Source organism: Ciceribacter sp. T2.26MG-112.2, from assembly GCF_900492205.1.
GTDB lineage: Bacteria > Pseudomonadota > Alphaproteobacteria > Rhizobiales > Rhizobiaceae > Allorhizobium > Allorhizobium naphthalenivorans_A.
Map to the genome: position 1 here is coordinate 16903 of NZ_UEYQ01000010.1, position 12884 is coordinate 29786.

Genomic DNA, 12884 nt, shown 5'->3' on the forward strand with positions numbered 1-12884 from the left:
CACTCAGGAAAAGGACGTTCCACGATGCGTGTGGCGATCATCGATTATGGATCCGGAAATCTCCGCTCGGCAACAAAAGCCTTCGAACGCGCGGCGCGCGAAAGCGGCATCGACGCGGTCATCGAGCTGACCGACAAGGCGGATCGCGTGGCAAGCGCCGACCGCATCGTGCTGCCGGGTGTGGGCGCCTATGCCGACTGCCGCCGGGGGCTCGACGCTGTTCCTGGCATGCACGAGGCGATCGTCGACGTCGTCGAGAAGAAGGCACGTCCCTTCTTCGGCATCTGCGTCGGCATGCAGTTGATGTCGAGCCGCGGGCTGGAAAAGACGATCACCCCCGGCTTCGGCTGGATCAAGGGCGATGTGGTCGAAATGACGCCGAACGATCCGACCTTGAAGATCCCGCAGATCGGCTGGAACACGCTCGACCTGCACCAGCCACATCCACTGTTCGATGGAATAAAGACGGGGCCGGACGGCTTGCATGCCTATTTCGTCCACTCCTACCACCTTGCCGCGGAAAATCCGGATGACGTGATCGCCACCACCGACTATGGCGGGCCGATGACGGCCTTTGTCGGTCGCGACAACGTGGCCGGCGCGCAGTTCCATCCGGAAAAGAGCCAGACGCTCGGCCTCAGGCTGATCGCCAATTTCCTTTCCTGGCAACCGTAAGTCTCCTTCAGTATCGGACATTTCCGCATGATCCTTTTTCCCGCCATCGACCTCAAGGACGGCCAGTGCGTGCGGCTCAAGCTGGGCGACATGGAACAGGCCACCGTCTACAACACCGATCCCGGCGCCCAGGCGAAGGCATTCGAGGACCAGGGTTTCGAATGGCTGCATGTCGTGGACCTCAACGGCGCCTTTGCCGGCGAAAGCGTCAACAGTGCGGCCGTCGACGCGATCCTGAAGGCGACCAGGAACCCGGTTCAGCTCGGCGGCGGCATCCGCAGCCTCGAGCATATCGAGAGATGGCTCGAGCGTGGGCTTTCGCGCGTCATCCTCGGCACCGTCGCCGTGCGCGATCCGGCGCTGGTGATCGAGGCCTGCAAGCGTTTCCCCTGCAAGATCGCGGTCGGCATCGATGCCAAAGGCGGCAAGGTGGCGGTCGAAGGCTGGGCGGAGGCCTCGGAGCTTGGCGTGATCGAGCTTGCGAAAAAATTCGAAGGGGCGGGTGTATCGGCGATCATCTATACCGATATTGATCGTGACGGCATCCTGACCGGCATTAATTGGGAATCGACCCTGTCGCTGGCAGACGCCGTCTCCATTCCCGTGATCGCCTCGGGCGGACTTGCCTCGATGGACGACATTCGCCGGATGCTCCGGCCGGACGCGGCCAAGCTCGAGGGCGCGATTACCGGCCGCGCGCTCTATGACGGCCGCATCGACCCGGCCGAAGCCCTGGCGCTCATCCGCGCCGCCCGCGCCTGAACGAGGATAGACCATGACGCTGAAAGCCCGTGTCATTCCCTGCCTGGACGTCAAGGACGGCCGCGTCGTCAAGGGCGTCAACTTCGTCGACCTGATCGACGCGGGCGATCCGGTCGAGGCGGCCAAGGCCTATGATGCCGCCGGTGCCGACGAACTCTGCTTCCTCGACATCACCGCGTCGTCCGACAATCGCGACACGATCTTCGAGGTCGTCGCCCAGACGGCCGACCAGTGTTTCATGCCACTCACCGTCGGCGGCGGCGTGCGCACGATCGCCGACATCCGAAAACTGCTGCTCTGCGGCGCCGACAAGGTGGCGATCAATTCGGCGGCGGTGAACAATCCGGATTTCATCGCCGAGGCGGCCGACAAGTTCGGTGACCAGTGCATCGTCGTGTCGATCGACGCCAAGCAAAGGCGCAAGCAGGAAGCCGGCGGCGACAATCTGAGCGCCTGGGAGATCTATACGCATGGCGGTCGTACGCCGACCGGCATAGATGCGGTCGAGTTTGCGAAAAAAATGGTCGAGCGCGGCGCCGGCGAATTGCTGGTCACATCGATGGACCGGGACGGAACGAAGATCGGATACGATCTCGAGCTGACGCGGACCATTGCCGATGCCGTACGCGTACCGGTCATCGCCTCGGGCGGGGTCGGGACGCTCGACGATCTGGTTGCCGGCATCAAGGAAGGGCACGCGACGGCCGTGCTCGCTGCCTCAATCTTCCACTTCGGCACCTATTCGATCGCCGAGGCCAAGCAGTATATGGCCCGGCACGGCATCGCCATGCGGCTCGACTGATTGCCCGCGAAAGGGATCTGCAATGAGTGACTTCTCCCTCACCGACCTCGAACGGATCGTCGCCGACCGGGCCCAGGCCCGGCCCGACGAATCCTGGACGGCGAAGCTCGTCGCCGGCGGCCAGTCGAAAGCCGCCAAGAAGCTTGGCGAGGAAGCCGTCGAAACGGTGATTGCCGCAATCAAGGACGACCGTGAAAACCTCGTCTACGAGAGCGCCGACCTCCTCTATCACCTGATGGTCGTATTGAAAATCGCCGACATCCCACTTAAAGCCGTGCTCGACGAGCTTCAACGGCGCACGGCCCAGACGGGCTTGAGCGAGAAAGCCAGCCGGCAGGATCCATGACCATAGCGACGCGGGACGCCGAGACGCCAGAGATGCTCGACCACTTCCAGGAGAATGGCTATTCGCCCTATCTGTTCTTCACCTCGGAAGAGTGGTCCCATTTCCGCGCCGACACCCCGCTGACGCTGACCGCCGACGAACTGAAACGCCTGCGTTCGATCGATGACCCGATCGACCTCGACGAGGTTCGGCGCATCTATCTGTCCTTGTCGCGCCTGCTTTCCGCCCATGTGGAATCCTCGCAGCTGCTGTTCCAGCAGCGCAGCCGATTCCTCAGCACGGCGGGCGTTTCCAAGACACCCTTCGTCATCGGTATCGCGGGTTCGGTCGCGGTCGGCAAATCGACCACGGCGCGTATCCTGAAGGAACTCCTGGCCCGCTGGCCATCGAGCCCGAAGGTCGATCTGGTGACCACCGACGGCTTTCTCTATCCGAACGCCCATCTGGTCCGGCACAATATCCTGAACCGCAAGGGCTTTCCCGAGAGCTACGACATCGGCGCGTTGCTGCGCTTCCTTTCCGCGATCAAGGCGGGCCTGCCCAACGTCAAGGCGCCGGGCTATTCGCACCTGACCTATGACGTCCTGCCCAACGAGTACAAGGTCATCGACCGGCCCGACATCCTGATCTTCGAGGGCATCAACGTGCTGCAATCGCGCGATCTGCCGGCCGATGGCAAAATCGTTCCGATCGTCTCCGACTTCTTCGATTTCTCGATCTATATCGACGCCGAGGAGAAGCTGATCCACCGCTGGTATGTCGATCGCTTCATGAAGCTCCGACAGACGGCCTTCCGCGACCCGAATTCCTACTTCCATCGTTATGCCACGATCAGCGAGGAAGAGGCGCTGGAAATTGCCGAAGGTCTGTGGAAGAACACCAACCTGAAGAACCTCAGGGAAAACATCCTGCCGACCCGCCCGCGCGCCGACCTCATCCTGCGCAAAGGCGACAACCATCTGGTCGAACAGGTCGCGCTGAGAAAACTGTAGGCGATATATAGCCGGCAGTTTACTCAATAGCTCGCTATCTTTGCCGGATTCAGTGTCGAGATCAGGGATTGACCCGTCTCAAAGTCAGGTTGATTCGACCGCCGTTCTTGAGCAGCGTCGAGGTAGACGGATAGATCCGATCGACCCCATGGAAGCAGAGCCGCCCGGGTCCTCCGATCACGAAGACATCGCCGCTCCTGAGCTTCAGCGACATGGTCGGGTCCTTGCGATCGGTACCGCCGACACGAAAGAGGCAGGTGTTGCCGAGAGAGACGGACAAGACCGGCGCCTCGAGATCCTTCTCGTCGCGATCCTGATGAAGGCCCATTCGGGCGCTGTCGTCATAGAAATTGACCAGGCACGCCTCGGGCGGCTTGGCTGAGCCGGCAAGCCGGTTCCAGATGTCGAGCAGCATGGCGGGAATGGCCGGCCATGGCTTGCCCGTGACCGGATGAGAAGGCTGGTAGCGGTAGCCACGTTCCTTGTCCGTGACCCAGCCGAGTGGACCGCAATTGGTCATCCGCACGGACATTTCCTTGCCGGTGCGGGGCATGGCAGGCACAAAGAGCGGCGCCTCGGCGACGATCTCGCGGATGGACGCGACCAGTTGCTCCTGGGCGGCGCGATCAAGGAAATCGGGGTGGTAGCTCAGCCCTTCGGGCAGACTGCGCTTTTCTTTTTCAGGCATGGACGAACGGCGGCCCTTCGACCGCCGCCTTCAATGAATATCATGCGGCCAATTCGGGGATACGCAGGACCTGGCCCGGATAGATCTTGTCGGGATCCGTCAGCATGGGCTTGTTCGCCTCGAAGATGACCGTGTGCTTGGCGCCCTTGCCCTTGCCGTACTGGGCCTCTGCGATCTTCCACAGATTGTCGCCTTTTTTGACGGTATAGAAAACCGGCGCCTTGGCCGCGACCGGTGCCGAAGACGGGGAGTCGGCGATCTGCAGCTCATCGGCCTCGACCTTTGAAATGCCAAGGGTATTGCCAACCGCGATGACCGCCTTTTCAAAGGCGGACTGGTCCTTGACGGTTCCCTTCAGCACCACCTTGTCGTCGATGACGGCCACTTCCACCTTTTCGGTTCCCAGATTGTGGGAGGCGAGTTCCTTCTTCACAGCCTCGACATTCGGGGCTTCGTCCTCGTCACCGATGCCAAGCTTCTTGCCTGCATTCTTGATAAAATCGAAAAGACCCATGATTTTCTCCCTCCGGTCGACGTTGCTCGCCACGAGAAACGGTCATGGAGAGACTAGGTTCCCTTCGTCGAATGGCAAGCTAATTTAGTCTCCGGCCGGCCTGCCGCGCATTTTCTTGACCTCCGAGCGGCCCGACTTTTCCTTCAGCCGGCGCTCGACCGAACCCTTGGTCGGTTTGGTTTTCTTGCGCGGCGGCGGGGGCGGCGCGGCGGCGGCGAGGATCAATTCCTTCAGGCGCTCGCGGGCATCCTCGCGGTTGCGCTCCTGACTGCGGAAACGATTCGCCTCGATCATCAGCACGCCTTCCTTCGAGGCACGCCGTCCGGCAAGCTTGATCGCGTTCTCTTTCACTCTCTCCGACAGAGAGGGCGATCCGGATATGTTGAAGAACAACTGAACCGCGGTCGAGACCTTGTTGACATTCTGTCCGCCCGGCCCTCCGGCCAGCACGAATTGCTCGGTCAGTTCCCAGCCGGCGAGGGTAATGCGGTTGTTGATGAAAAGCGCTTCGCTGGCCATGGTCGGTCTCCGCCTGCTCTATTTCACATTCGAGCGCCGCAGAAAACAGGAAAACCCGGCGGGTGGTTCCGCCGGGTTCAATAAAGCCATGCTGCCGGTTTATTCGGCAGCGATGTTGACGCTCGGGGCAGCGGCGCGGACCGTGTGGTCGACGTGATCCTCGAACTTGGCGAAGTTGGTGATGAACATCGCCACCAGCTTCTTCGCCTGCGCGTCATAGGCCTCGCCGTCCGACCAGGTCGAACGCGGATCGAGGATCTTGGCATCGACGCCGTCGACGGCGACCGGGACGGCAAAGCCGAAGCTCGGGTCGATGCGCGTCTCGGCCTTCTTCAACTCGCCGCTCAGCGCACCGGTCAGCAAGGCGCGCGTCGCCTTGATCGGCATGCGATGGCCGACGCCATAGGCCCCACCGGTCCAGCCGGTATTGACCAGCCAGCAATCGACATTGTGCTCGGCGATCAGGGCGCGCAGCAGATTGCCGTACTCAGCCGGATGACGCGGCATGAAGGGGGCGCCGAAGCAGGTCGAGAAGGTGGCTTCCGGCTCGGTCACGCCCTTTTCGGTGCCGGCGACCTTGGCAGTGTAGCCGGACAGGAAGTGGTACATGGCCTGTTCCGGGGTCAGGCGGGCGATCGGCGGCAGAACACCGAAGGCATCGGCGGTCAGCATGATGATCGTCTTCGGATGGCCGGCACGGCCGGTGTCCGAGGCGTTCGGGATGAAGTGCAGCGGATAGGCGCAACGGGTGTTTTCGGTGCGCGAGGCGTCGTTGAAGTCGGGCACGCCGGCTTCATCGAGGATGACGTTCTCGAGCACGGTGCCGAAGCGCTTGGTGGTCGCGTAGATTTCCGGCTCGGCTTCGGCCGACAGACGGATGGTCTTGGCGTAGCAGCCGCCTTCGAAGTTGAAGATGCCGTGTTCGCCCCAACCATGCTCGTCGTCGCCGATCAGCGTGCGCTTCGGGTCGGCCGAAAGCGTGGTCTTGCCGGTACCGGAAAGGCCGAAGAAGACGGCCGCGTCACCCTTCGGGCCGACATTGGCCGAGCAGTGCATCGGCATGACACCCTTGGGCGGCAGCATGTAATTGAGTGCCGTGAAGACAGACTTCTTCATTTCGCCGGCGTAGGACGTGCCGCCGATCAGAACGATGCCGTTGGTGAAATCGCAGGCGATGACCGTTTCCGTGCGGCAGCCGTGGCGGGCCGGATCGGCGCGGAAGCTCGGCAGGTTGATGATGGTCAGCTTGGGCTGGAAGTCGTGAAGCGCCGAACGCTCCGGACGGATCAGCAGGTTACGGATGAACAGCGAATGCCAGGCAAGCTCGGTGACGACACGGGTCGGCAGCTCGTTCTCGGCATCGGCGCCACCGATCAGGTCCTGGACGAACAGGTCCCGGCCGGCCGCATGGGCCAGCATATCCTTGTGCAGGATGCCGAAATGCTCGGGCGACATGGGCTTGTTGTTGTCCCACCAGATTTCGCCGTCGGTATGAACGTCGCGGACGATGAACTTGTCCTTGGCCGAACGCCCGGTGTGCTGGCCGGTCACGGCGCAGAGCGCACCATCGGCGGTCAGCACGGCCTCGTTGCGGCGAATCGCCTCTTCATAAAGGTCACGCTCACGGAAATTGTAGTAGACGCGAGCCGCATCCCCCAAACCGATCGCCGCGACCCCAACGAGGGGATTATTTACACCAAGCTCCTCCATGAGCGCGCATCCTTTACAATGGGAAGTGAGGTTGAATTTCCGGGAAACTAGTGTCCGAGTTTTCAAAACGCAATAAGCAAATCTAAAAACATCCAATAATTTCAAATATTTAATCGATTTAAATAGAAATATGGATTTTTAAATCGGTTTGCACGGGTGCCTTTTGGTTGTCGGGGAGAGGCAAATGCAGCTCATTTCCGCGACGTCAGTGTCGCACCCCTTTATCTTTGCCACAATTTGTTCCACCTTTATCCCCATTAAGCGCATCCTAACGTCGCAAAACCCTGGGCTGGGACTTTACCAGGAGCCGCGCTTCATGATGACGGAGACCAATACCATGCAGACGATCGCGCTCGTTGACGACGACCGCAATATTCTCACTTCCGTATCGATCGCGCTCGAAGCCGAGGGATACAAGGTCGAGACCTATACCGACGGTGCCTCGGCGCTCGATGGTTTGCTTGCACGTCCGCCCCAACTCGCGATCTTCGACATCAAGATGCCGCGCATGGACGGAATGGAGCTGTTGCGCCGGCTTCGCCAGAAATCCGACATACCCGTGATCTTCCTGACCTCCAAGGACGAGGAAATCGACGAGTTGTTCGGTTTGAAGATGGGCGCCGACGACTTCATCACCAAGCCGTTTTCCCAACGCCTGCTGGTCGAGCGGGTGAAGGCGATCCTGCGGCGCGCAGCAAGCCGGGAAAACCTGGCCGCCGGCGGCAACGCCAAGACCAGCGCCGAGCAGCAGGCCCGCACACTGGAGCGCGGCCAGCTGGTCATGGACCAGGAACGCCACACCTGCACCTGGAAGGGTGATCCGGTGACGCTCACCGTCACCGAGTTTCTGATCCTGCAGTCTCTGGCGCAGCGGCCGGGCGTGGTGAAGAGCCGCGATGCCCTGATGGATGCCGCCTATGACGAGCAGGTCTATGTCGACGACCGCACCATCGATAGCCACATCAAGCGCCTGCGCAAGAAGTTCAAGATGGTCGACACCGACTTCGACATGATTGAAACGCTCTACGGAGTGGGCTACCGCTTCCGCGAAGCGGCGTAGGCGCCGGAGCCTCCGAAAACAGGCCGGGCGGGCAAAAGGGTAGAGATTGGTCAAGCACGATTCCGAAGGGGCGATCGATGAACTGGACAGCCTGACCGAACAGCGCCGTTTTCCGGTTCATCCCTTCACGCTCGTGCGCCGGATCTTCGGCCATGCGCTGTTCTCCAGCCTGACCCGGCGCATCGTCTTCTTCAACCTCGCAGCCCTGATCGTGCTGGTCGGCGGCATCATGTATCTCAACCAGTTCCGCGAGGGCCTGATCGATGCGCGCGTCGAGAGCCTGCTGACCCAGGGCGAGATCATTGCCGGCGCGATTTCGGCATCCGCCTCGGTCGACACCAATTCGATCACCATCGATCCGCAGAAGCTTCTGGAGCTGCAGGCCGGCCAGAGCATCACGCCGGTACCGAACGACGAGGATCTCGAATTCCCGATCAATCCGGAGCGGGTCGCGCCGGTCTTGCGTCGGCTGATCTCGCCGACCCGCACCCGTGCCCGCCTGTTCGACGCCGATGCCAACCTGCTGCTTGATTCGCGTCATCTCTATTCGCGCGGCCAGGTCCTGCGCTTCGACCTCCCACCTGTCGAGAACGAGACGTCGAGCCTCACCGACTGGATCGCCCGGATCTTCAACATGGCCCTGCAGCCATCGAACCTGCCGGTCTACAAGGAAGCCCCTGGCGGCGACGGGTCGATCTATCCGGAAGTGATGAATGCGCTGACCGGCGTGCGCGGCGCCGTGGTGCGGGTCACCGACCAGAGCGAACTAATCGTCTCCGTCGCGGTTCCGGTGCAGCGCTTCCGTGCCGTGCTCGGCGTCCTGCTTCTCTCCACCCAGGCCGGCGACATCGACAAGATCGTTCATGCCGAACGGCTGGCCATCCTGCGCGTCTTCGGCGTTGCGGCCCTGGTCAACATCGTCGTTTCCCTGCTTCTGTCGTCCACCATCGCCAATCCGCTGCGGCGGCTGGCGGCAGCCGCCATCCGGGTCCGTCGCGGCGCCAAGGAGCGGGAGGAGATTCCGGATTTCTCCGCGCGCCAGGACGAGATCGGCAATCTTTCGGTGGCCTTGCGCGAAATGACCAATGCGCTCTACGACCGTATCGACGCGATCGAAAGCTTCGCCGCCGACGTCAGCCACGAGTTGAAGAACCCCCTTACCTCGCTGCGCAGCGCCGTCGAAACCTTGCCGCTCGCCAAGAACGACCAGTCGCGGCAGCGGCTGATGGATGTGATCCAGCACGACGTGCGCCGCCTCGACCGGTTGATCAGCGACATTTCCGACGCCTCGCGCCTGGATGCGGAACTGGCACGCAGCGACGCCCATCCGGTGGACCTTGAAGTGCTGTTGTCGAGTCTGGTCGATGTGTCACGGCAGATCCGCAGCACCAAGAAGCCCGTCGAGCTCGACTACATCATCGACCAGAAACCGGGGGCGAAGGCGCGCTTCATCGTGCCCGGCCACGATCTGCGGCTCGGCCAGATCATCACCAATCTGATCGAGAACGCCCGCTCATTCGTGCCGGAGGTCGGCGGCAAGATCACGGTCAAGCTCTCGCGGACCCGCGGACGCTGCCTGATCGTGATCGAGGACAATGGACCCGGCATCCAGGCCGAAGACATCGACCGGATCTTCGAGCGTTTCTATACGGACCGCCCGGAAGGCGAGAGTTTCGGCCAGAATTCCGGGCTCGGCCTGTCCATCAGCCGGCAGATCGCCGAAGCGCATGGCGGCACCTTGAAGGCCGAGAACATCATCGAGCCGGCAAGCGGCCGCATTCTCGGCGCCCGCTTCATACTTTCGCTGCCGGTCGAGGCAGCGACGTGAGCCCGCAGGGCGCCAATATCCACGCTACGGCGATCGTCGTCGGCACGACCGGACTTGTCTTTCTCGGCCCTTCCGGATCGGGGAAATCTAAGCTCGCCTTTGATTGCCTTGCCGAGGCCCGTCTGCATGGTCACTTCGCGGCGCTGGTGGCGGATGACCAGGTCTTCATTTCCCGCTTCGGCACGCATGTCGTGGCGTCACGACCGGCCACGATCCGAGACATGATCGAACTGCGTCACGGCGGCATAGCGAGGGTCGTCAGCATTCCCAGAGCCGTGCTTCACTATGCCGTTCTTCCCGTCGAGCGGCAGAACGCGGAGCGATTGCCCCCCAGAAAGCCGGGGGTGACCCTTTGCGGCGATATATCCCTGCCGGCGCTTCATGTTCCGACCGACCTTCGCTTGCCCTTTTCCTTCATAGAAGCCTTGATCTCATCCTAAATTACGCTCCACCCGGCGCAGGTGGATATAGTTTGGGCTTGAACTTCGGATTTTCATCGCCAAGATGGCGGCCCACCGATGGACGAAGTACCTGCGTTGCGTTATCTCCGCCATCTGTCTGCGCAGGCAAGGGGTAATAGAAGAATGATCGGACTTGTGCTTGTCACCCATGGCAAGCTGGCTGAGGAATTTCAGCATGCGGTAGAGCATGTCGTTGGCCCGCAGAAATTCATCGAAACGGTTTGCATCGGCCCGGATGACGACATGGATCAGCGACGCCAGGACATTCTGGACGCGGTCATGCGTTCCGACGACGGCCATGGCGTGATTATTTTGACCGACATGTTTGGCGGCACGCCCTCCAACCTCGCCATCTCCGTGATGAACACCGGCCGGATCGAAGTCATCGCCGGCGTCAATCTGCCCATGCTGATCAAGCTCGCCGGGGTCCGCGGCGACAACAACATGGAGAAAGCTCTGGCGGACGCGTCCGATGCCGGACGCAAGTATATCAATGTCGCCAGCCGCGTTCTCAGCGGCAAGTGATCGATTCGAAGGCCTTTCATGCCGCATTCCCGGGAACTCCTCATCATCAACAAGCGCGGTCTGCATGCCCGCGCGTCGGCAAAATTCGTCCAGGCTGTCAGCAGTTTCGACGCGACCGTCCACGTGACCAAGGATGGCACGACGGTCGGCGGCACTTCCATCATGGGGCTGATGATGCTGGCCGCGAGCCCAGGCTGCTCCATCCTGGTGACCGCCACGGGCAACCAGGCTGCTGAGGTGCTTGATGCCCTGGAGGCGCTGGTGGCCGACAAGTTCGGCGAGGAAATATAGTCTTTACCCAACCATATAAAGACATAAAGACTTCTTTATGTCTCCTTGCCTTCCTCGGCGATCCCTGCTAAATCCGGATCAGAAACCCGTCTTTTGCAGAGGGGTCACGCATGGTGCTTGCCTTTCGTTCGATGCGGAACCGGGCCTGCGCCGTCGTCCTAGCCGGGAGCGCTTCATGACCGCACACAACGACTATATCGTCGCAGACATTGGCCTTGCCGAATTCGGCCGCAAGGAAATCGCCATTGCCGAGACGGAAATGCCAGGGCTCATGTCCTGCCGCTCGGAATTCGGCGCAAGCCAGCCTCTGAAGGGCGCCCGCATCACCGGTTCGCTGCACATGACGATCCAGACCGCCGTCCTGATCGAGACGCTGGTCGCGCTCGGTGCCGAGGTCCGCTGGGCATCGTGCAACATCTTCTCGACCCAGGACCATGCCGCTGCCGCCATTGCTGCCGCCGGCATCCCGGTCTACGCCGTCAAGGGCGAAACGCTCGAGGACTACTGGCAGTATACCGACCAGATCTTCCAGTGGCGCGACGGCGGCGTTTCCAACATGATCCTCGACGACGGCGGGGACGCCACCATGTATATCCTGCTCGGCGCCCGTGCCGAAGCGGGCGAGGACGTCCTTTCCAATCCGGGATCGGAAGAAGAAGAAATCCTCGTCGCCCAGATCAAGAAGCGTCTCCAAGCGTCGCCGGGCTGGTTCACCAGGCAGCGCGACGCCATCAAGGGTGTGACCGAAGAAACCACTACCGGCGTTCATCGCCTCTATGAATTGAGCAAGAAGGGCCTTCTCCCCTTCCCCGCCATCAACGTCAACGATTCCGTCACCAAGTCGAAGTTCGACAACAAATACGGCTGCAAGGAATCGCTGGTCGACGGCATTCGCCGCGGCACGGACGTGATGATGGCCGGCAAGGTCGCCGTCGTCTGCGGCTATGGCGACGTCGGCAAGGGCTCGGCCGCTTCGCTGCGCGGCGCCGGTGCCCGCGTCAAGGTGACGGAAGTCGATCCGATCTGCGCGCTTCAGGCCGCCATGGACGGCTTCGAGGTCGTGACGCTGGAAGACGTCGTCGCCTCGGCCGACATCTTCATCACCACGACCGGCAACAAGGACGTCATCCGCATCGAGCACATGCGCGAGATGAAGGACATGGCGATCGTCGGCAATATCGGCCACTTCGACAACGAGATCCAGGTCGCGGCGCTTCGCAATCTGAAGTGGACCAATGTCAAGCCGCAGGTGGACATGATCGAGTTCCCGAAGGGCAATCGCATGATCCTTTTGTCCGAGGGGCGGCTGCTCAACCTCGGCAATGCTACCGGTCATCCTTCCTTCGTGATGTCGGCCTCGTTCACCAACCAGGTCCTGGCACAGATCGAGCTCTACACGAAGCAGGGCCAGTACCAGGATCAGGTCTATGTCCTGCCCAAGCATCTCGACGAGAAGGTCGCGCGCCTGCATCTCGAAAAGCTCGGCGTGAAGCTCACCGAGCTGTCGGAAGAACAGGCCGCCTATATCGGCGTAACGCCGGCCGGTCCGTTCAAGGCTGACCACTACCGCTATTGATATTCTTCTGGATATCTACCAAATCTAGTAGTCGCGGCCTTGACAAAGGCTGCGACTTCTTTTTTGGGCCCGACCCTTCCCGCAGATTCCCTTAGGCAGTATTGTTTTAGGACTTGATTCGTGGCGCTCCCGGCA

15 protein-coding genes are annotated in these 12884 nt (G+C 61.4%); 11 read left to right on the top strand and 4 right to left on the bottom strand.

From position 1 onward, the window contains the following. Nucleotides 1-24 precede the first annotated feature (24 nt). Genes hisH through coaA form a run of 5 tightly spaced genes read left to right on the top strand, consistent with a single transcriptional unit; the run spans nt 25 to nt 3577 of the window. A complete protein-coding gene (gene hisH / locus DYZ14_RS14970) occupies nt 25-675 on the top strand; it encodes an imidazole glycerol phosphate synthase subunit HisH (protein ID WP_154721425.1) in 651 nt (216 codons plus the stop codon). Between the two features lie 27 nt (nt 676-702). Then, the gene (hisA, locus tag DYZ14_RS14975; protein ID WP_154721426.1) at nt 703-1437 is read left to right on the top strand and encodes a 1-(5-phosphoribosyl)-5-[(5-phosphoribosylamino)methylideneamino]imidazole-4-carboxamide isomerase; all 735 of its coding nucleotides are present in this window, start codon (nt 703-705) and stop codon (nt 1435-1437) included. A gap of 13 nt (nt 1438-1450) precedes the next feature. Then, nucleotides 1451-2239 carry an imidazole glycerol phosphate synthase subunit HisF gene (hisF, locus tag DYZ14_RS14980; protein ID WP_154721427.1) on the top strand — a complete coding sequence of 263 codons (789 nt, stop codon included), beginning with the start codon at nt 1451-1453 and terminating at the stop codon, nt 2237-2239. A 22-nt stretch (nt 2240-2261) separates the two neighbouring features. Further along, on the top strand, nt 2262-2585 hold the full coding sequence (locus DYZ14_RS14985) for a phosphoribosyl-ATP diphosphatase (protein ID WP_154721428.1): 324 nt from the start codon (nt 2262-2264) through the stop codon (nt 2583-2585). Further along, the gene (gene coaA, locus DYZ14_RS14990) at nt 2582-3577 is read left to right on the top strand and encodes a type I pantothenate kinase (protein WP_154721429.1); all 996 of its coding nucleotides are present in this window, start codon (nt 2582-2584) and stop codon (nt 3575-3577) included. Before DYZ14_RS14985 ends, coaA begins: the two co-directional genes overlap by 4 nt. 61 nt (nt 3578-3638) lie before the next feature. On the opposite strand, the gene DYZ14_RS14995 is transcribed toward coaA, so the two are convergent. The 4 genes from DYZ14_RS14995 to DYZ14_RS15010 all read right to left on the bottom strand — a co-directional run bounded on the left by DYZ14_RS14995 (nt 3639) and on the right by DYZ14_RS15010 (nt 7008). Further along, complete coding sequence (locus DYZ14_RS14995) at nt 3639-4265, bottom strand: alpha-ketoglutarate-dependent dioxygenase AlkB family protein (protein WP_154721430.1); 627 nt, start codon at nt 4263-4265, stop codon at nt 3639-3641. A 40-nt stretch (nt 4266-4305) separates the two neighbouring features. After that, nucleotides 4306-4779, bottom strand: a complete 474-nt coding sequence (gene lysM, locus DYZ14_RS15000) for a peptidoglycan-binding protein LysM (protein WP_154721431.1) — start codon at nt 4777-4779, stop codon at nt 4306-4308. A gap of 84 nt (nt 4780-4863) precedes the next feature. Then, on the bottom strand, nt 4864-5298 hold the full coding sequence (gene arfB / locus DYZ14_RS15005; protein WP_115671451.1) for an alternative ribosome rescue aminoacyl-tRNA hydrolase ArfB: 435 nt from the start codon (nt 5296-5298) through the stop codon (nt 4864-4866). 99 nt (nt 5299-5397) lie between these two features. Next, nucleotides 5398-7008 (bottom strand): phosphoenolpyruvate carboxykinase, encoded by a 1611-nt coding sequence (locus DYZ14_RS15010; protein WP_154721432.1) that lies wholly within the window; start codon nt 7006-7008, stop codon nt 5398-5400. Between the two features lie 337 nt (nt 7009-7345). Here DYZ14_RS15010 and DYZ14_RS15015 point away from each other — a divergent pair, with 337 nt between their 5' ends. From DYZ14_RS15015 to ahcY, 6 genes are all read left to right on the top strand, one after another. After that, on the top strand, nt 7346-8068 hold the full coding sequence (locus tag DYZ14_RS15015; protein WP_195949971.1) for a response regulator transcription factor: 723 nt from the start codon (nt 7346-7348) through the stop codon (nt 8066-8068). Nucleotides 8069-8141: 73 nt separating this feature from the next. Further along, nucleotides 8142-9896 (top strand): sensor histidine kinase, encoded by a 1755-nt coding sequence (locus DYZ14_RS15020; RefSeq protein WP_269749454.1) that lies wholly within the window; start codon nt 8142-8144, stop codon nt 9894-9896. Next, a complete protein-coding gene (locus tag DYZ14_RS15025; protein WP_154721434.1) occupies nt 9893-10336 on the top strand; it encodes an HPr kinase/phosphorylase in 444 nt (147 codons plus the stop codon). Before DYZ14_RS15020 ends, DYZ14_RS15025 begins: the two co-directional genes overlap by 4 nt. 144 nt (nt 10337-10480) lie before the next feature. Beyond that, on the top strand, nt 10481-10882 hold the full coding sequence (locus tag DYZ14_RS15030) for a PTS sugar transporter subunit IIA (RefSeq protein WP_115671447.1): 402 nt from the start codon (nt 10481-10483) through the stop codon (nt 10880-10882). Between the two features lie 18 nt (nt 10883-10900). Continuing rightward, a complete protein-coding gene (locus DYZ14_RS15035) occupies nt 10901-11173 on the top strand; it encodes an HPr family phosphocarrier protein (protein WP_115671446.1) in 273 nt (90 codons plus the stop codon). A 175-nt stretch (nt 11174-11348) separates the two neighbouring features. Continuing rightward, on the top strand, nt 11349-12749 hold the full coding sequence (gene ahcY, locus DYZ14_RS15040; protein ID WP_154721435.1) for an adenosylhomocysteinase: 1401 nt from the start codon (nt 11349-11351) through the stop codon (nt 12747-12749). Nucleotides 12750-12884 lie beyond the last annotated feature (135 nt).